We start from the raw sequence: 18456 nt of genomic DNA, 5'->3' as shown, positions 1-18456 counted from the left end.
ACGGCGGCATAAATGGACAACACTGTCCAAAAATCAACCATTCTGGGTTCGGCGCCGCAACACGTCGTGTTTCAGCCGGTTAGCCCTCGCTCGCGTTCGGAGTCGCGGCTCGCCCTTGACGCTGGTCCGGCGCCCGGCGACGAGGAAGCATGAAGTCGCCCAAGGCTCCGGCCCCGCGCCGCCTGAAATCCACGCCGAAGCGGCCCGCCGTCATGACCGGCGCGGTCCTCCCCGTGCTCAACTGGCCGCCGGATGAAGACCGGGTCGAGGCGATCTTCGAGCGGTTGTCGCGGGTGATGCCCGATCCGAAGACCGAGCTGAACTTCTCCAGCCCCTTCACCCTGGTGGTCGCCGTGGCCCTGTCGGCCCAGGCCACCGACGTCTCGGTCAACAAGGCCACCGACCGGCTGTTCGCCGTCGCCGACACGCCGGAGGCGATGCTGGCGCTGGGTGAGGAAGGGCTGATCCCCTTCATCTCGTCGATCGGCCTGTATCGCGGCAAGGCGCGTAACGTCATCGCCTTGAGTCGGATCGTGCTGGAACAGCACGGCGGCGAGGTGCCGTTGAACCGCGCGGCGCTGCAGGCCCTGCCGGGCGTCGGCCGCAAGACCGCCAGCGTGGTGCTGAACGAACTGGGCATCGAGCCGGCGATCGCCGTCGACACCCATGTGTTCCGCGTCTCGCACCGGCTGGGGCTGGCAAACGCCGGCACGCCCGACAAGGTCGAGGCTCAGCTGCACCGGATCGTACCGGAGGACTGGCTGCCCAAGGCGCACCACTGGCTGATCCTGCATGGGCGCTACACCTGCACGGCGCGGCGGCCGAAATGCTCGGCCTGCGTGATCAGCGACCTGTGCCCGTCGCGGGCGGGGCTGCAGGCGCTGGGCGAGGCGATCTAGAGCCGCGCCTTCACCGCCGTTGCGAAATGCTGGCCGCCGTCCGGCGCCGAGCTGAGGTAGAAGTCCGGCTCGATCAGTTCGGCTTCCATCAGCAGCCATTCGCCGCCTCGGCCCCGCGCCATGTCGATCCGGGCGTAGAGCAGGTCCTCGTCGATGGCGGCGAGCGTCTGCTCCGCCAGCGCCAGGGCGCCGGCCGGCGGCTCGGGCAGGGATACATACTGGCCGCCGAACTGGACCTGGATGCGGAATTCGCCGGCGACCGGCCGCTTGTTGACGACATGGCTGAGTTGGCCGCCGAAAAACAGCAGTGAGGTCTCGCCCTCCGTCTCGATCGACGGGAGATAGGGCTGGATCATCGCCGGCCCGTCCGGCGCATCGGCCAGCCGTCCGCCGCGCGACAGGCGCAGGGTCTTCCATGCCCCGCCCGAGACGCGCGGCTTGACGATGATCCTGTCGGTCCCGAACCGGTCGAAGGCGGCGTCGACGTCGGCCTCGGTCACGCCATCGACCCAGATGGTCGGCGGGACCGCCACGCCCTTTTCAGCCAATCGACCGAGATAGGCCTTGTCGGAATTCCACGCGATTACCTCGGCCGGGTTGAGCATCGGCACGCCTGCCGCGGCCCAGGTTTCACAGGCCTGCATCCAGCGCCGGTGGTCGCGGTGATAGCCCCAGACGATCAGCGGCAGGACTACCGGATAACCGCTCAGGCCGGACGCGTCCTCGACGTGGTCGGTCCACGGTGTCGGCTCGATCGTGAGTCCTGCCGTCGCCAGGGCTTCGGCAAGGCGCTCGAGCACGCCAGGCCATTGACCGGCGTAGGACGGGTCGGCGGGATCGGGCGTGAGGACGACGATGCGGCTCACTGCGCCTGCTCCAGGGCCGAGCAGTCGCCGCCCAGCGTCTGCGACCCTTGCGCGGCGCTGTAGGCCAGTTCGCGGTGGCCATCCTTGCTGATCAAATATCGGAGGGGCGGGCTCTCATCCGGCGCTGCCTCAACGACCCAGGCCTCGACCGGACCCGATGCCGTCTCGACCGTTTCGGAGGCCGTCACCCGGACTGCGAAGCGCCCGAAGCTCTTGTCGTACTGCCAGTATGGCAGGCTGAATTCGGAGCCCTCGGCGAGCGGCAGGGCGGCGAAGGTCAGGCCGAAGAGGTTGCCTTCCCACACAGGACCTTCCAGCGGCACGTCGATCGGCGTCACCGATCCGTCGTCGCCGGTCCGCTCGCCGGTGATCCGGTCATCGCTATAGGCGACGCGCACATGCACCTCGCCCTTGAGGCGGTTGGTCAGGGAAATCGGGCGCAGGGTCGCCGCGTCGAGCACGAATTCGTCGCGCATATCGAAAGCGCCGCCGTTGACCGACTGGTGAACCACGATCTCCAGCACCTCGCGCCCGTCACGGGTGGCCCGCTCGACGCTCTGCCAGGTCACGCCGATCGGGCGCGTGACTTCACCGCGCGTCATGTTCAGCGTGTAGCAGGTCTGCCCCTCCGCGAGCCGGCGTCCGTCAGGAAGGGCGGACGGGTCCTGCAGAAGGACGGATGAAAGGACGATCAGCAGGCTCAGCATGGGCGTCTCCAATACGAGGCGGACCATTTGCGCGCGCCGGGCGCGAGGCTCAAGTGAAGCTTCCGCAAGGTGGCGGGCGACATCGCCGGCTCTGGCGTTCGCGGCCCTCGCCCGCTAAGGCCGCGCTCATGACCCAGACCCCCTCCTACGACGTCTGCGCCGTCGGCAACGCCATCGTCGATGTCCTCGCCCCCTGCGACCCGGCCTTCCTGGAGGCCCAGGGCCTGACGCCCGGCTCCATGCAGCTGGTCGATGCGCAACAGAGCGCCGCCCTTTACGCCGCCATGGCCGCGGGGGTCGAGGCCTCGGGCGGTTCGGCCGGCAACACCGTCGCCGGCGTCGGCTCGTTCGGCGGCCGTGCGGCCTATATCGGCAAGGTCGCCGACGACCAGCTGGGCGGCGTCTTCACCCACGACATCCATGCCGTCGGGGTCCAGTTCGAGACCCCGCCGCTGGCCAACGCCGCCACCGGCGTCTGCATGATCAACGTCACCCCCGACGGCCAGCGCACCATGTGCACCTTCCTCGGCGCCGCCAACCAGCTCGAGGTCGACGACATTGACGCCGACCTGATCGGGGCTTCGGCCATCGTCTATCTGGAGGGCTATCTGTTCGACCCGGCCCCGGCGCGCGCCGCCTTCGAGGCCGCCGCCGCCGCCGCCCACGCCGCCGGACGGAAGGTCGCCATCACCCTGTCGGACAGTTTCGTGGTGCACCGCTGGCGGGCCGAACTGCTGGCCTTCATCGAGGCCTCGGCCGACATCGTCCTGGCCAATGAGGCCGAGCTTCACGCCCTGTTCGAAACCGAGGACTTCGACGCCGCCGCCGCCCATCTGGGCCGCATCGTCGAGACCGCCGCGGTCACGCGCGGCGCCGCCGGCTCGGTGGTGTTCGGCGGGAGTGGGGCGGAACGGGTCGAGGTCGCCGCCTGTCCCGTGGACAAGGTGGTCGACACCACCGGCGCCGGCGATCAGTACGCCGCCGGCTTCCTGCTCGGCCTCGCCCGCGGCCTGCCGCTGGAAGACGCCGGAAAGCTCGGCTCGTTGGCGGCCGCCGAGGTCATCACTCATTGGGGACCGCGGCCGATGACATCGCTGGAGGAGCTGGCGAGGGCGGCGGGGCTGCGGCTCTAGGCTCTCCGGATCGTCACATACAGCGCGCCGTCGCCTCCATGATGCCGCGCGGCCGGGGCGAATCCTGACACCACTCCCCGCAGCGCCGGGCTCTGCAGCCACTCGTGCACCGACGCGCGGATGACGCCGCTGCCCCCTCTTCGGCCTTGGCCCGTGATGACCAGAACTGAGCGATGACCGCGCGACTGGGCCCCGATCAGGAAGGCGGTCAGGGCGTCCTGGGCCTGGAACCGGCCATAGCCGTGTAGATCGATCCTTGCCTCGATCGGATCGCGCTCGCGCGACAGCCGGCGCTGCCGGCGAGGCTCCAGTTCCTCTGGCAGGCCGCGGGTCCGGGCCGGCGTCGGGACCTGCGGCGAGTAAGGCGGGGCGACGCCGCGGGCCTTGACCAGGCCTTTCGCCAGCGGCGCAGCGGGCGGCCGCGGGTCGACGGCGCCGGGGACGATGCGGAGGGCTTTCTTCGGTTTCGCCGGAGTCACCGAGCCCGTGACCCGCGCCCAGATCCGGCGGTCTTCCGGGCTCAGGTCATCGCGGCGGCTCATGTCGTGCCGGGGGCGTTCCCGTCCGGATCCTCGTCGGAACCGGCGTCCTGCGGTCCTGGCGTCTGCGTCAGCAGGTCACCCGGTTGGCAGTTCAGCTCGCGGCAGAGGGCGTCGAGGGTGGTGAAGCGGATGGCGCGCGCCTTGCCCGTCTTCAGGATCGACAGATTGGCCAGGGTCACGCCGACGCGGTCGGCCAGCTCGGTCAGCGACATGCGCCGTTCGAGAAGAATGCGGTCGAGCTGTACGCGGATAGCCATGGGATCGTCTCTTAACCGGCGCGCGTCAGGTCGAGAAGGGCGGAGCCTTCTGACCGCGCGCCCACTCAGATTGTCAGTTCGGATTCGCGGCGCAGGCGCGCGCCCTCGCGGAAGACCTCGGCAATCACCACGATGATGACGACTGCAAAGGAGGGGGTGATCAGGTCGAACAGGCTGGGGGCCGCCATGGCCCCCCGCACGAAGCGGGCGACGAGGAACTGGCCGACCCAGACTCCGAGGGTGACCGAGGCGAAGGCCGCGCCGATCTGGTGCAGGCGGCGCACGTTCAGCGGATGAAAAGGGTCGCCCACGCGCAGGGTGGCGACGATGCGCAGCAGCAGGCGGAATATCAGGGCGGAGGTAGCCAGGTAGGCGAAGGCGGCGACCGCCACCAGCAGCACATAGGCCCAGGGCAGGGGGATCACGATCGCCTCCTCACCGGTCCCGGCGGTCACCACGGGGGTGCCGAAGACCTTCAACGCCACCACGGCGGAGGGGATAAGGATCGCGCCTACGGTCAGGACCCAGAAAGCGACGGTGCAGGCTGTGCCCGCCACACTGGAAATCGAGACCAGACTCAGGCGGGGCAGGGAAGTGCGTATCCCGAGCGATGTCGTCTTCGGGAATCGCATGGGGCCTCGTTCAGGCCGGAAGTCCAGGCGCGAATGCCGCGCGGGGTCCGGCGAACCTACGCGCGGTCTTATACATCGCGTTTGTCATGCAGATCGTCAAAGCTCCGGTGAGCAGAAGCAGAATCACAGGGCCTGGACGAGGGTGGCGACGAGCGCGGTCGGCAGGGCGGCGAGCAGGAAGGCGTTCAGCACGCCGTGGCCGACCTTTTCGATGAAGTAGGAAGCGTTCATGGTGTTCATTGTCGTTCTCTCTCGATCCTCATGAAGGGATGATTTTTCCCTTCTTTCGTTATACCGCTGCATTGATCGTGCATCTTTGCCTTGGATCAAGGAACGTCGCGGCGTCCGTCCTTGGGATAATAGATAGGCCGTGCACCGAGGGAAGTCATGTTACATATCGTTTAACGATATTAAACTTTGGCAATGGATCGTTACAGGCGCGTGATCAGAATGAAGTTGAAGCTTATCAAAGGGATGCGACTGGTCGCGGCGACCCATAATCCCGGCAAGGTTCCCGAGATCGAAGCCTTGCTGGGCGGACATTACGAGGTGGTCACCGCGGGCGCGCTGAATCTGCCCGAACCGGACGAAACCGAGACCACCTTCGCCGGCAACGCCCTGCTCAAGGCGCGCCATGCGGCGGATCGGGCGGGCGAGGTCGCGCTGGCGGACGATTCCGGCCTGTCCGTGGCCGCGCTTGGCGGGGCGCCGGGCATATTCTCCGCCCGCTGGGCCGGGCCGGACAAGGATTTCGCCCTGGCCATGCGCAAGGTCGAGGAGCGGCTGGAAGAGGTTGGTTCGGATGACCGGCGGGCGTGGTTCACCTCAGCCCTCGCTGTGGCCTGGCCGGACGGCCCGGCGGTGGTGGTCGAAGGCCGGGTCGAGGGGCGGCTGACCTTTCCGCCGCGCGGCGACCGGGGCTTCGGCTACGATCCGATCTTCATGCCGGACGGATACGACCAGACCTTCGGCGAACTGGACCCGCGGCTGAAGGACTCGATCAGCCACCGGGCGCGGGCCTTCGAGAAGTTGAAGGCGGCGCTGATTGACTGATCCGGTCCCTGATCCCGGGACGGACGTCGCCGTCTACGTCCACTGGCCCTACTGCTCACGCATCTGCCCGTACTGCGACTTCAACGTGGTTCGGGATCGGGGGCGGGGCGAGGAGCAGGCGGCGCTGCTCGGGGCCATGCTGGCCGACCTGGAGGCTCAGGCGGCGGTGACGGGCCCTCGCCGGCTGGCCTCGATCTTCTTTGGCGGCGGCACGCCGTCGCTGATGGCTCCTGAGGCGGTGGCGGCGGTGATAGAGCGGGCGCGCGCCCTGTTCCCCGCGGCCGGGCCGGTCGAAATCTCCCTGGAGGCCAATCCGACCGACGCCGAGGCGGACCGGTTCGCGGCATTGGCGGATGCGGGGGTCAACCGCTTGTCGATGGGGGTGCAGGCCCTGGATGACGCCGCCCTCGCCTTCCTCGGTCGCAATCATTCCGCCGACGAGGCGCGACGGGCCGTGGCTGTGGCGGCGCGGGCGTTCGGGCGGCTGTCGATCGACCTGATCTACGCCCGACCCGGTCAGACCGTCGAGCGGTGGGCCACCGAGTTGACCGAGGCGCTGGATCTCGGCTTCGAGCATGTCTCGCCCTATCAGCTGACCATCGAACCTTCGACCGCCTTCGGTCGGGCCGTGGCCCGCGGCGCCTGGCCCCCGCCGGACGAGGAGACGGCCGCCATCTTGTACGAGACCACCCAAACCGTGCTCGAGCGGGCCGGGTTCGAGGCGTATGAAGTGTCCAACCACGCCCGGGGCCTCGCCGCCCGCTCGGCCCACAATCTCCATGTCTGGCGCGGCGGCGACTATCTGGGCATCGGACCAGGCGCGCATGGACGGCTAACGCTCGGAGGCGTGCGGACGGCGACGATCGCGCATCGCGGGATCGGGGACTATGTCGCCGGCGTCGAAGTGGCGGCGCCGTGGACCGAGCGAGAGGCGCTGGATCTGCGTGGCACGGCCGAGGAGCGGGTGCTGCTGGGCCTGCGCACGGTCGAGGGAGTCCTGTCGACTGATCTGGCGGCGCTGGACCGGTTCGTCGACTCTGGCCCGCTCGCCGCCCTTGTCGACGACGGATTCCTGACGGTGAGGGCCGGACGGGTCATCGCCACCGCGACGGGTCGACCGGTGCTGGACGGAGTGTTGAAAGCCCTGCTCGCCTGAACCCGGGAGACCTACTTCTCTTTCGCGCCTCTGGAGCGCGGCGGGATTCGAGCGCGATCAGCCGCGTCCAGCATGCGGATGCCGGAGATGTCAGCCTCGTCCGGCGTCATGTGCATCGCCGCGTTAGGTGGGTCCTGAACCACCACGACTCCGTCGCCGGCCGCCGGATTGAGGGGGCCTTGGCGGGGGTCGTCGAGGGCGGGTTTCTTGTCGGCCATGCGCGCTCAACACGCGCCCCGCACGGAGGTTCCGGAAGTGAGCCTCGGCCCTCCGCGGCAACGGCCCCTTGAGTGCGCCCCGCCCGGCTGGCACGGTCCCGCCGATGCCCGAACCGTCCGCCTTTCCCCCGACCGCTCCGCCCCCGCGCCCCGTCGCGCCGGGTCTGTACCTGGTGGCGACCCCGATCGGGAATCTGCGGGATATGACCTTGCGGGCGCTGGATGTGCTGGCCGCCGCTGACCTGGTGCTGGCCGAGGATACCCGGGTCACCGGCAAGCTGCTGTCGGCCTATGGGCTGAAGGCGAGGCTGGAGCGGTGCGACGACCACGCCTCGGCGCGGGCGGCGGAGGTGGCCATCGAGCGGCTGCGCGAGGGCGCGGTGGTGGCGCTGGTCTCCGATGCCGGCACGCCGCTGGTCAGCGATCCCGGCTTCGTCGTGGCGCGGGCGGTGATCGCCGAGGGCCTGCCGGTGCATCCGATCCCGGGCGCGTCGAGCCTGCTGGCGGCCCTGTGTATCGCCGGGCTGCCGGCCGACCGGGTGCTGTTCGCCGGCTTCATGCCTCCGAAGTCGGGTGCGCGGCGGACGGCGCTGGAAGAGGTGCGGACGGCGCGCCAGACGCTGGTTTTTTTCGAGAGCGGCCCGCGCCTCGCCGACAGCTTGGCCGACATGGCTTCTGTGCTGGGGCCCCGGCCCGGTGCGGTCTGCCGCGAACTGACCAAGATGTATGAGGAGTGCGTGCGCGGCTCGCTCGCCGAACTGGCCACCGACCCCCGCTGCCAGGCCCCGAAGGGCGAGATCGTCATCGTGGTCGGGCCGGGCGAGATGGAGGTGGTCTCCGACGCCGACGCCGACGCGGCCTTGACGGAGGCCATGAACCGCCTCCCGCCCGGCGAGGCGGCGGCGGAGGTGTCCAAGGCCCTGAACCTGCCGCGCAAGTCGCTCTACAAACGGGCGCTGGAGTTGCAGGGCCGGTGACCCGCCCCGCGCCCCCGGAACGCCTCAAGACGCCGAGGGTCGTCGTGACCAAAAGGGGCTGGCGCGTCTCCCTCGGGGCCCTGTCGCACCGGCTGGGGCATCGATCTGAGTGGATCGCGGCGGTCCTGCTGATGAGCCGGGGCTATCAGGTGCTCGGGTTTCGGCTCAAGACCCGGGCGGGCGAGATCGACATCCTCGCCCGGCGGGGCCGGACCCTTGCGGTGGTCGAGGTCAAGCGCCGCGCTACGCTGGAGCTGGCGCTCGCGGCCCTGTCGGCGAGACAGTATGAGCGGCTTCTGGCCGCCGGCCAGACGGTGTTGCGCCAAAGACCCAGCTTGGCCGGGCATCTGCTCAGGATCGACATGGTGGCGCTGGCTCCCGGCCGACTTCCGCGCCATCGTCAGGGTGTGGAGCCGTTCGGGAGAGGGCGGGCGTGACGCGCGACGAAGCCGAAAAAGTGCTGGCTGAGGCCGGGCTGGCCGACGATGGAGCTTTTCCCTTGCTGGAGGCGGCCATCGCCTGCGCCATCCACGACTATCCTTTCCGCGACGCCGAGCCGGTCCGCACCCTGGCGCGCAACGCGGCCGAACGGCTGGCTGAACGCGTCGACGGCGAGGGGCCGGACGAGGCCCTGGCCGAGACCATGGCGTCCGATCTGCGTCTGAATGGCGATCTGCTCAACTACGACCATCCCGGCAACACCGATGTGATCGACGTGGCCGAGCGCCGCCGCGGTCTGTCGGCGACGTTGGCGATCTTCTACCTCGACGCGGCCCGACGCGCCGGCGTCAGGGCTCAGGGCGTCGACTTTCCAGGCCATTTCCTGTTGCGGGTCGAGACCCCCGAAGGCCCTGTGGCCCTCGATCCCTTCAGCCAGGGCAGGCTCGTGCTGCCGTCCGAACTGACCCGGCGGGCGCTGAGGGCGGGGCTGACGCCCCATGTCGCCGACCGTCTCGACGTGCTGATGGCTCCGGTCAGCGACCGGCAGGCCCTGTTGCGCCTGCAGAACGTCCTTTTCAGCCGCGCCATCCACGCCCAGGATTTCGAGGGCGCCGAACGTTCGGCGCTGCGCCGGGCCCTGCTCGACCCGGAGGACCACCGTCCCTGGCTGGATGTCGCCGCGGCGCGGGAGAAGCAGGGGGCGCTGGCGGGAGCGCTCGAGGCCCTGTCGCGGGCCCGGTCGCTGGATGATCCCACCGAGGCGCACCGGCGAATATCGGTCGATCGGGTGCGGCTGCAGCTGAACTAGGGTTGCGTCCGCATCCCGCGCTGCCCATTAGCCAAGGTTCGACCGCTTGGAAGGACAGGGCATGTTGAGAGTCGCGATCCAGATGGACCCCATCGAGGCGGTCAACATCGAGTCCGACACTACCTTCCTGCAGGCCATGGAGGCCCAGAACCGGGGCTATCCGGTGTGGGTTTATGATTTCCGGACCCTGGCGCTGGAGGACGGCCGGCTGTTCTGCCGGGCCCGCCCGGTGACGCTGCGGCCGACGGCCGGCGACCATGTCAGCTTCGGCGACGAGGTCCGGCTGGACCTCGCTGGCGACGTCGATGTCATCCTGATGCGCCAGGACCCGCCGTTCGACATGGCCTATGTCACGGCCACCTATCTGCTCGAGACGGTCCATCCGAAGACCTTGGTGGTCAACGACCCGACCGAGGTGCGTTCGGCGCCGGAGAAGTTGCTGGTCACCCGGTTCCCGGGCCTGCAGCCGCCGACCCTGATCAGCTCGGATGTGGTGGCCTTGGCCGATTTCCATCGGCGGCATGGCGACGTGGTCCTGAAGCCCCTGCACGGGGCGGGCGGATCGGGCGTGGTCCGGCTGAAGGCCGACGACCCCAATCTCGAGGCCTTGGTCGAGATCCACGCGGTCGGCTCCCGCGACCCGCTGGTGATCCAGAAATTCATCCCCGCCGTGTCGAAAGGGGACAAGCGCATCCTGCTGGTCGACGGCGAGCCGGTCGGAGCCATCAACCGGGTTCCGGCCGAGGGCGCCGTGCGCTCCAACCTGCACGTCGGCGGCACCGCCGCCCCGGTCGAGCTGACCGCCCGGGACCGCGAGATCTGCGCCGCCATCGGTCCCGAGTTGCGACGGCGTGGCCTGATCTTCGTCGGCATCGACGTGATCGGCGACTGGCTGACCGAGATCAACGTCACCTCACCCACCGGCGCCCAGCAGTTGAAGCGCTTCACCGGCGTCGATGCGGCCGCCCTGATGTGGGACGTGATCGAGCGCAAGCGCGCCGCGGCCTGAGTTCGCTCTCCGCTGTTCAACCATCGCGGAATGACGTTCTCCATGTCGCGTCCGTCGGAGCATCGTCCCGGTCCTGAAGCTGTCCTTCGTCGCAGCGCAGGCCAGCAGGCCGTGCCGGCCGTCGCTACAGGCGCTGGCGGCGAGCTTCGAGAGGAGCGCGTGACCCCGATGACGCCGACGCCGATGCTGGCGCCGGAAGCTGATTTGGCGCGCCAGGTTCGAAGAACGTCGCTCTTGTAAACCGTTTCGGTTCATGGTTTGTTCTCTCACGGATCGCGGGAGGGGTCGATGGTGGCCAGCGTCGTCACGGTGGCGTTCGAGGGGGTGGACGCCCGGCGCGTGGACGTTCAGGTCCAGCAGCTGTCGGCCGCCGAGGCTTCCTTCGTGATCGTCGGCCTCGCGGACAAGGCGGTGGCCGAGAGCCGCGAGCGGGTCCGCGGCGCCTTCGCCGGCATCGGCCTGGCCATGCCGCCAAAGCGGATCATCGCCAATCTCGCGCCCGCCGATCTGCCCAAGGAAGGCAGCCATTTCGATCTGCCGATCGCCCTGGCCCTGCTCGCCTCGATGGGGGTCGTACCGGCCGACGCATTGGCGGGGTGGGCGGCGGTCGGCGAGCTGGGGCTGGACGGGCAGATCGCACCGGTGGGCGGGACCCTGCCGGCCGCCGTCGCCGCCGACGCCATGGGGCTGGGCCTGATCTGTCCCGAGGCCAACGGGCCAGAGGCGGCATGGGCCGGGGAGGTGGCGGTGCTGGCGCCGCGCTCGCTGATCGGTCTCGTCAACCATTTCAAGGGCGTGCAGGTGCTGCGCCGGCCCGAGCCCGGCGCGATGCGGTCCGGTGATCGCGTGCCGGACCTGAACGAGGTCAAGGGACAGGAGAGCGCCAAGCGGGCGCTCGAGATCGCGGCGGCCGGCGGGCACAATCTGCTGTTCGTCGGCCCGCCGGGGTCGGGCAAGTCGATGATGGCGGCGCGCCTGCCGGGCCTGCTGCCCCCGCTGACGCCGAAGGAGCTGCTGGAGACCTCGATGGTCTGGTCGGTGGCCGGGTTGATCGAACGCGGCGCCCTGACCCGCGACCGGCCATTCCGGGCGCCGCACCATTCCGCCTCGATGGCGGCCCTTACCGGCGGCGGCCTGCGCGCGAAACCGGGCGAGGCCTCGCTGGCGCACAATGGGGTGCTCTTCCTGGATGAGCTGCCCGAGTACAGCGCCCAGGCCCTCGATTCGCTTCGCCAGCCGCTCGAAACGGGGGAGATCGTGGTGGCGCGGGCCAACGCGCATGTCCGCTATCCGGCCCGCTTCCAGCTGGTGGCCGCGATGAATCCCTGCCGCTGCGGCCTCGGCGGCGGCGGCAAGGGCGCTTGCGGCAAGGCCCCGCGCTGTCAGCGCGACTATCAGAACCGCATCTCCGGACCGATGTTCGACCGCATCGACCTGACCGTCGAGACGCCGCCGGTGACCGCCGCCGACATGGCGCTGCCGCCGCCGGCGGAGGGCACGGCCGAGGCGGCGGCGCGGGTTCTGGCCGCGCGCGCCATGCAGGAGGACCGTCTGCGCGCCGCCGGCGTCGACCCGGACACGGCCCGCGACCAGGCCGTCAACGCCCGCGCCTCGGGCGAGACCCTGGACCGTTTCGCCACGCCGGACGAGGCCGGGCGTGCCCTGCTGATGCGCGCCGGAGAGGCCGGCGGCCTGACCGCCCGCGGCTGGACGCGCACCCTGCGGCTGGCCCGCACCATCGCCGACCTCGACGGCTGCGACGGCGTGCTGCGACGGCATATCGCCGAGGCCCTGGTGCATCGCCGCTCGACCGTCGGCGCCCATGCGGATTTCGAGCGGCGCGACGAAGGCCAAACCGAAGGGCGGAGCGGCATGCCGGCCTGGTGACCTCAGACTTCCTTAACCCACACGCTTGAACCGACCTTAAGACATCCCCGGCATGCTCATGTCGCAAGAGGGGTGACAGATGGCGCGCAAGACGAAGGCGGATCCGGTCATGGCCAGCACGGACGCTCCGGCGGCCGAGGGCGCCGAACAGCAGTTCCTGCGCTTGATGAGCCACGAGATGCGAACGCCCCTGAACGGCGTCATCGGCATGCTCGGCCTGCTGTCCCGCACGCGTCTCGACGGGGCCCAGCGGGCCTACGCCGAAGCCGCCCGCTCTTCCGCCGAACACCTGCTCGGTCTCGTCAACGATCTGCTCGACTACGCCCGGCTCGAGGCTGACCGACTGGAGTTCGACTCCGCTCCGGTCGATCTGGAGGCCCTGGTGCGCGGCGTGGCTGAACTGCTGAGCCCGAAGGCGCATGACAAGGGGCTGGAGATCGCCTGGTCGGTAGCGCCCGAAGCCGTCGACGTCATGGCCGACGAGGGCCGCCTGCGGCAGGTGCTGTTCAATCTCGCCGGAAACGCCGTGAAATTCACCGAGAGCGGCGGGGTCCGCATCACCGTCGAGCGCTCGGGCGGGTCGATCAAGGCGCCGAGGCTGGCCTTCCTGGTGGATGACACCGGCCCGGGCGTGCCGCTCGAGGCGCGCGGCCGCATCTTCGAGGAGTTCGGCCATGTCGACGCCTCTGACGCCAGCCGGTTCGGCGGCGCCGGGCTGGGCCTGGCGGTGGTCCGCAAGCTGGCGGCGGCCATGAATGGAACGGTCAGCGTGGTCGACCGGCCCGACGGGCCCGGCGCCCGCTTCCGGTTCGAAGCCGTGTTCCCGGCGGCGAAGGGCGCGCCGGAGCGTGGCCTGCCGCTGGCCGGTCAGGCGGTGGCCGTGATCAGCCCCGATCCCTTCGTGCGCGCCGCCGCCGTAGCCCAGATTGAGGCTTCGGGCGGCAAGGTCGCAACCAAGGCTCCCGTCGTGCTGATTGACCACGCCGCCCGGCCGGCAGGCCACGGCCTCGTGCCCAGACCGGCGGACGGGCGCGCCATCGTGCTGCTGAAGCCGTCGGAGCGCGACCTGATCGCGCGCTATCGGTCGGCCGGCTTCCACGGCTATCTGATCAAGCCGCTGCGCCGGGGTTCGCTGGCCGAGCGGGTGCTTGCCGCCTCGGGTGCGCAGCAGACGATGCAACCCGGACCGCCGCCGCCGCCGCCCGAGGACGACCGCGTGGCCCTGACCCGCTTCTCGGGCATCAGGGTGCTGCTGGTCGAGGACAACCCGGTCGGCGCCCTGCTGGCCTCGACCCTGCTGAAGCGCGAGGGCTGCGCCGTCGAAACCGCCGCCAGCGGCCATGAGGCCCTGGATGCGCTGAAGCGGGCCCGCTACGATCTCGTGTTCATGGACATGCGGATGCCCGGCATGGACGGCCCCAGCGCCGCCCGCGCCATCCGCGCCCGCGGCGACGAGACGCCGATCGTGGCCCTGACCGCCAACGCCTTCGCCGAGGACCGCCGCGCCTGCCTCGAGGCCGGCATGGACGACCACCTCGTCAAGCCGCTGGAGCTCGACGCGCTGCGGGCGTCTTTGGCCCGCTGGACGAAAAGCGCGGACCGCGCCAAGGTCGCAGCCGCATAGGGACGCCGGGGGGCGTCGCACGAGGGACGCCTGATGACCGACAGCAAAACGCCAGCCGCGCCGCGCAAGGCGGGGGCGGGGGATGTCTTCAGGGCGCTGGGCCAGGGTCGCGTCCTGATCACCCTGCTGCTGGGCTTCGGCTCGGGCCTGCCCTTCCTGCTGACCGGCGCCACGCTCAGCATCTGGCTGGCCGAGGGCGATGTGACGCTGTCGGCCATCGGCTTCATTTCGTGGGTCGGTCTCGCCTATTCCTTCAAATTCATCTGGGCCCCCGTAGTGGACCGGTTCGACGTCCCCTTCCTGGGTCGGCTGGGGCGGCGACGCGGCTGGATGCTGCTGTCCCAGGCGGTGGTCGGCGCCGCCCTGATCGCCATGGCGATCATCGGGCCGGAGGGCGGCCTGACGGCGCTCGGCGCTGCGGCCCTGGTCACCGCCTTCGCCTCGGCGACGCAGGACATCGTCGTCGACGCCTGGCGGATCGAGAGCGCCGAGAACGACGAGGACATGGGCCTGCTGACCTCGGCCTATCAGCTGGGCTACCGCTCGGCGATTCTGGCAGGCAATGCGCTTATCCTCTTCTTCGCCAGCTGGTTCGGCTGGAACGGGGCCTATGCGATCTGGGGCGCGGCCATGGCCATCGCCATCGGCGCAACCCTGTTCGCGAAGGAGCCTGTCGACCGTCGCGAGATCGCCGTCGCCACCGGCGGCGCACGGCCCTGGACCCCGCGCGGCATGTTCGACATCGTGGTCGGGCCGTTCATCAACTTCGTGAAGACCCACAAGGCCGCGGCCTTTCTGATGCTCGCGGCCATCAGCCTGTATCGTCTGCCGGACTTCGTCATGGGGCCGATGGTCGGGCCCTTCTACATCGATCTGGGCCTGACCAAGGAGGCGATCGGCGCCATGCGGCTGAGCGTCGGGCTGGTCGCGGCCTTCGTCGGCATCGCGGCGGGAGGATTGAGCGCGGTGCGTTTCGGCTTTGGCGCGACGCTGCTGATCGGCGCTCTCATCGGTCCGATGTCGAACCTGGGCTACACCGTGATGGCCATGGCCGGCCTGTCGACGCCGATGTTCGCCGGCGTCCTGTTCGTCGAGAATTTCTCCGAGGGCTTCGCGGGCGCCGCACTGGTCGCCTACATGTCCAGCCTGACCGGCATCGGCTACACCGCCACCCAGTACGCCCTGCTCAGTTCGTTCTACGCCCTGCTCGGCAAATTCCTGAAGGGCTTCTCGGGCGTGGTGGTGGAGGGACTGGAGCAAGGCTATCCCCTGATGACCGCCTATGCCCTGTTCTTTGCAGGCACAGCCTTGGTGGGCGTTCCGGCGGTCGTCCTGTGCTGGATCCTGGATCGCCGGAACCGTCGCCTGAAGGCCCGTCTCGGGGTGACCTGACCCGTCAGCCCTCCTCCCCGATCGCCCCTTCCTCATAGGCGGCGAAGGTGGCGGCGGTGATGATCTCGCTGACCGAGGCGCCGAGGGAGACGATCTGGACCGAGCGTTCGAGACCGACCAGCAGCGGGCCGATCACGGTGGCGCCGCCGAGCGCCTGGATGAGGCGGGTCGAGATCGAGGCCGAGTGGATGCCGGGCATGACCAGGACGTTGGCGTCCTTGGACAGGCGCATGAAGGGGTAGGCGGCGCGGGCCTCGGGGTCGAGCGCCAGATCGGCCGGCATCTCGCCCTCATATTCGAAATCCACCCCCCGGGCGTCGAGGATGCGGATGGCCTCGCGGATCATCTCGCCGCGGTCTCCGGGCGGGTTGCCGAAGGTCGAATAGCTGAGGAAGGCCACGCGCGGATTGCGGCCGAGCCGGCGCACGGTGGCGGCGGCCTGGACGGCGATGTCGGCGAGGTCCTCGGCCCCCGGCAGTTCATGGATCGAGGTGTCGGCGACGAACAGGGTGCGGCCCTTGGCCAGCAGGACCGACAGGCCGATCATCCGTTCACGGACGTCGAGGACGCGGCGGACCTCCTTGAGCACCATGTTGAAGTTGCGGGTGACGCCGGTGACCATGCAGTCGGCCTGGCCGCGGGCGCACATTGTGGCGGCGAAATAGTTGCGGTCCTGGTTGATCATCCGCTGCACGTCACGGCGCAGATAGCCGCGGCGCTGCAGGCGTTCGTAGAGCCAGTCGGTGTATTCGACATTGCGCTCGGAGACCCGGGCGTTGACGATCTCGATGCCCATGTCGTCGAAATTGAGCCCCGCCTCGGCGGCGTTCTTGCGGATCAGCTCCTCGCGGCCCAGCAGGATCGGCGTGCCCAGTTCGGCCTGTTTGAAGCCCCAGGCGGCGCGGATCACGGCGGTCTCCTCGCCTTCGGCGAAGACGACGCGCTTGTTCGGCCCGGCGCGCACGGCGCCGGAGATGTTCTGCATCAGGGCCGCCGACGGATCGAGCCGCGAGCGCAGCTGGGTCCGGTAGGCGTCCATGTCCTCGATCGGCTTGCGCGCCACGCCGGTGTCCATGGCCGCCTGGGCCACGAACGGCGGGATGTACCAGATCAGGCGCGGGTCGAACGGGGTCGGGATGATGTAGTCGCGGCCGAATTTCAGCTTGCGTCCGCGATAGGCGGCGGCGACCTCGTCCGGCACATCCTCGCGGGCGAGGGCGGCCAGCGCCTGGGCGCAGGCGACCTTCATCTCGTGGTTGACGCGGCGGGCGCGGACGTCGAGCGCGCCGCGGAAGATGTAGGGGAAGCCGAGGACGTTGTTGACCTGGTTGACGTAGTCCGAGCGACCGGTGGCCATGATGGCGTCGGAGCGCACCGACAGCACGTCTTCCGGGGTGATCTCCGGATCCGGATTGGCCATGGCGAAGATGATCGGATTGGGCGCCATGGAGGCGACCATCTCCTTGGTGATCGCGCCCTTGGCCGACAGGCCCAGGACGACGTCGGCGCCGACCATGGCCTCGGCCAGGGTGCGGTGCGGGGTGTCGGTGGCGTGGGCCGCCTTCCACTGGTCGATGTTGGGACGGCCCTTGTAGACGACGCCGTCGCGGTCGACGATGACGGTGTTCTCCTGCCGCACGCCGGCGGCCTTCATGAGACCAATCGAAGAGAGACCCGCCGCACCCGCGCCGGCGAGGACGACCTTCAGATCCTCCAGCTTCTTGCCGGCGATATGGGCGGCGTTGATCAGGCCGGCGGTCGAGATGATGGCGGTGCCGTGCTGGTCGTCATGGAACACCGGGATGTCCAGCAGATCCTGCAACTGGGCCTCGATCTCGAAACATTCCGGGGACTTGATGTCCTCCAGATTGATGCCGCCCCAGGTGTCGCCGATATTCTTGACCACGGTGACGAATTCGTCCGGGTCGGTGGTCTTGACCTCGACGTCGAAGCTGTCGACGTCGGCGAAGCGTTTGAAGAGGACGCATTTGCCCTCCATCACCGGCTTGGACGCCATGTGGCCGAGGTTGCCGAGGCCGAGGATGGCGGTGCCGTTGGAGATGACGGCGACCAGATTGCCCTTGGAGGTGTAGTCGTAGGCCTTGTCGACATCGGCGGCGATGGCCAGGACCGGCACGGCCACGCCCGGCGAATAGGCCAGCGACAGGTCCCGCTGGGTCGCCATCGGCTTGATCGGCGCCATGGAGATCTTGCCCGGCTGCGGGCTGCGATGGAACTCCAGCGCGTCCTCGTCGGAGAAGGTCTGCTTGTCGGTCAGGTCGGGCATGTCGGCGAAGGCTTCCGCAGGGTCGGGTCGGGAGGATTGTTCCTAGGCCGTGGGACGCGGGGGGACAACCGGCGAGGGGCGGTTCAGGGAGCGGCGAGGGCCGAGGCGGGGGGATCGGCGCTTGCCGGCGCCTCCACCTGCCTGTCCGGCCTGTCGAGCTCGAATTCAGCCAGGAACAGCAGGCTTGGCAGGATGAAGTCGGCGTAGTCCGCCCGTCCCCGCGACCGCAGGGTCCAGAGGAAATAGTGCTCGCGGGCCAAGCGCGGCGCGAGCGAGCCCTCGGCGATCCGCTCGAGGCGCAGGCGCTGGACGGCGCGGTAGAAGGCGTCGCGGCGACGGAGGCGGGCGGGGCGGCGGGCTCTCATGGGGGCTCCGGGGTCAGGGGCTGGGCGGCGGGCGCGGGTCATCGTCTTCCGGGGCGCGGGCCGCGAAAGGCAGGGAGGGCGCGGGACAGCCGGGCCTCGCCCGGTTGAGAATGTGATTACCGTTTCGACGAGACAGGCTGCCCCGCGCGGCCGTTTTCCACACGCCCTCCGACTGGCGGCCCTGCGTCCGGGCCTTTGACGGA

Annotated in this window: 19 protein-coding genes; 11 read left to right on the top strand and 8 right to left on the bottom strand. The window is 69.6% G+C overall.

Annotation, left to right across the window (positions count from 1 at the left end):
* The first annotated feature begins 149 nt into the window (after positions 1 to 149).
* Complete coding sequence (gene nth, locus V6M45_RS13520) at positions 150 to 899, top strand: endonuclease III (protein ID WP_442880594.1); 750 nt, start codon at positions 150 to 152, stop codon at positions 897 to 899.
* Here the strand turns inward: nth and V6M45_RS13515 are convergent.
* Both V6M45_RS13515 and V6M45_RS13510 read right to left on the bottom strand, forming a co-directional pair.
* Positions 896 to 1765 carry an ATP-grasp domain-containing protein gene (locus V6M45_RS13515; protein ID WP_332657057.1) on the bottom strand — a complete coding sequence of 290 codons (870 nt, stop codon included), beginning with the start codon at positions 1763 to 1765 and terminating at the stop codon, positions 896 to 898. The genes nth and V6M45_RS13515 overlap by 4 nt on opposite strands.
* Positions 1762 to 2472 (bottom strand): DUF3108 domain-containing protein, encoded by a 711-nt coding sequence (locus tag V6M45_RS13510; protein WP_332657056.1) that lies wholly within the window; start codon positions 2470 to 2472, stop codon positions 1762 to 1764. The genes V6M45_RS13515 and V6M45_RS13510 overlap by 4 nt, the downstream gene beginning before the upstream one ends.
* 128 nt (positions 2473 to 2600) lie before the next feature.
* On the opposite strand from V6M45_RS13510, the gene V6M45_RS13505 reads away from it, so the two are divergent.
* A complete protein-coding gene (locus tag V6M45_RS13505) occupies positions 2601 to 3605 on the top strand; it encodes an adenosine kinase (RefSeq protein WP_332657055.1) in 1005 nt (334 codons plus the stop codon).
* On the opposite strand, the gene V6M45_RS13500 is transcribed toward V6M45_RS13505, so the two are convergent.
* From V6M45_RS13500 to V6M45_RS13490, 3 genes are all read right to left on the bottom strand, one after another.
* A complete protein-coding gene (locus V6M45_RS13500; protein ID WP_332657054.1) occupies positions 3602 to 4147 on the bottom strand; it encodes a Smr/MutS family protein in 546 nt (181 codons plus the stop codon). The genes V6M45_RS13505 and V6M45_RS13500 overlap by 4 nt on opposite strands.
* Positions 4144 to 4404: a helix-turn-helix domain-containing protein gene (locus V6M45_RS13495; protein ID WP_324817542.1), complete on the bottom strand. Its 261-nt coding sequence runs from the start codon at positions 4402 to 4404 to the stop codon at positions 4144 to 4146. The genes V6M45_RS13500 and V6M45_RS13495 overlap by 4 nt, the downstream gene beginning before the upstream one ends.
* 65 nt (positions 4405 to 4469) lie before the next feature.
* Entirely contained in the window at positions 4470 to 4961 is a 492-nt protein-coding gene (locus tag V6M45_RS13490) for a DUF2975 domain-containing protein (RefSeq protein ID WP_332657053.1), read from the bottom strand.
* Between the two features lie 525 nt (positions 4962 to 5486).
* Here V6M45_RS13490 and rdgB point away from each other — a divergent pair.
* Together rdgB and hemW are read left to right on the top strand one after the other, a co-directional pair.
* Positions 5487 to 6089 (top strand): RdgB/HAM1 family non-canonical purine NTP pyrophosphatase, encoded by a 603-nt coding sequence (rdgB, locus tag V6M45_RS13485; protein ID WP_332657052.1) that lies wholly within the window; start codon positions 5487 to 5489, stop codon positions 6087 to 6089.
* Complete coding sequence (hemW, locus tag V6M45_RS13480; protein ID WP_332657051.1) at positions 6082 to 7245, top strand: radical SAM family heme chaperone HemW; 1164 nt, start codon at positions 6082 to 6084, stop codon at positions 7243 to 7245. Before rdgB ends, hemW begins: the two co-directional genes overlap by 8 nt.
* Positions 7246 to 7256: 11 nt before the next feature.
* Here hemW and V6M45_RS13475 read toward each other — a convergent pair whose 3' ends face one another.
* Positions 7257 to 7463: a hypothetical protein gene (locus V6M45_RS13475; protein ID WP_332657050.1), complete on the bottom strand. Its 207-nt coding sequence runs from the start codon at positions 7461 to 7463 to the stop codon at positions 7257 to 7259.
* Positions 7464 to 7567: 104 nt separating this feature from the next.
* Here V6M45_RS13475 and rsmI point away from each other — a divergent pair, with 104 nt between their 5' ends.
* The 7 genes from rsmI to V6M45_RS13440 all read left to right on the top strand — a co-directional run bounded on the left by rsmI (position 7568) and on the right by V6M45_RS13440 (position 15601).
* On the top strand, positions 7568 to 8440 hold the full coding sequence (rsmI, locus tag V6M45_RS13470; protein ID WP_332657049.1) for a 16S rRNA (cytidine(1402)-2'-O)-methyltransferase: 873 nt from the start codon (positions 7568 to 7570) through the stop codon (positions 8438 to 8440).
* Positions 8437 to 8877 carry a YraN family protein gene (locus V6M45_RS13465; RefSeq protein WP_442880593.1) on the top strand — a complete coding sequence of 147 codons (441 nt, stop codon included), beginning with the start codon at positions 8437 to 8439 and terminating at the stop codon, positions 8875 to 8877. Before rsmI ends, V6M45_RS13465 begins: the two co-directional genes overlap by 4 nt.
* Positions 8874 to 9689 carry a SirB1 family protein gene (locus V6M45_RS13460; RefSeq protein WP_332657048.1) on the top strand — a complete coding sequence of 272 codons (816 nt, stop codon included), beginning with the start codon at positions 8874 to 8876 and terminating at the stop codon, positions 9687 to 9689. The genes V6M45_RS13465 and V6M45_RS13460 overlap by 4 nt, the downstream gene beginning before the upstream one ends.
* Positions 9690 to 9750: 61 nt before the next feature.
* Complete coding sequence (gshB, locus tag V6M45_RS13455) at positions 9751 to 10698, top strand: glutathione synthase (RefSeq protein ID WP_332657047.1); 948 nt, start codon at positions 9751 to 9753, stop codon at positions 10696 to 10698.
* 288 nt (positions 10699 to 10986) lie between these two features.
* The gene (locus V6M45_RS13450; protein WP_332657046.1) at positions 10987 to 12585 is read left to right on the top strand and encodes a YifB family Mg chelatase-like AAA ATPase; all 1599 of its coding nucleotides are present in this window, start codon (positions 10987 to 10989) and stop codon (positions 12583 to 12585) included.
* A 79-nt stretch (positions 12586 to 12664) separates the two neighbouring features.
* Positions 12665 to 14209, top strand: a complete 1545-nt coding sequence (locus V6M45_RS13445) for a response regulator (RefSeq protein WP_332657045.1) — start codon at positions 12665 to 12667, stop codon at positions 14207 to 14209.
* A gap of 33 nt (positions 14210 to 14242) precedes the next feature.
* Positions 14243 to 15601 (top strand): AmpG family muropeptide MFS transporter, encoded by a 1359-nt coding sequence (locus V6M45_RS13440; protein WP_332657044.1) that lies wholly within the window; start codon positions 14243 to 14245, stop codon positions 15599 to 15601.
* A gap of 4 nt (positions 15602 to 15605) precedes the next feature.
* Here V6M45_RS13440 and V6M45_RS13435 read toward each other — a convergent pair whose 3' ends face one another.
* Entirely contained in the window at positions 15606 to 17888 is a 2283-nt protein-coding gene (locus tag V6M45_RS13435; protein WP_332657043.1) for an NADP-dependent malic enzyme, read from the bottom strand.
* Between the two features lie 83 nt (positions 17889 to 17971).
* Positions 17972 to 18253: a hypothetical protein gene (locus V6M45_RS13430; protein WP_332657042.1), complete on the bottom strand. Its 282-nt coding sequence runs from the start codon at positions 18251 to 18253 to the stop codon at positions 17972 to 17974.
* Positions 18254 to 18456: the final 203 nt, after the last annotated feature.

The organism is Brevundimonas sp., from assembly GCF_036676055.1.
Classification (GTDB): Bacteria; Pseudomonadota; Alphaproteobacteria; order Caulobacterales; family Caulobacteraceae; genus Brevundimonas.
Note: the sequence above shows the minus strand (reverse complement) of the source record. Positions and strands in the feature narration are given on the sequence as shown.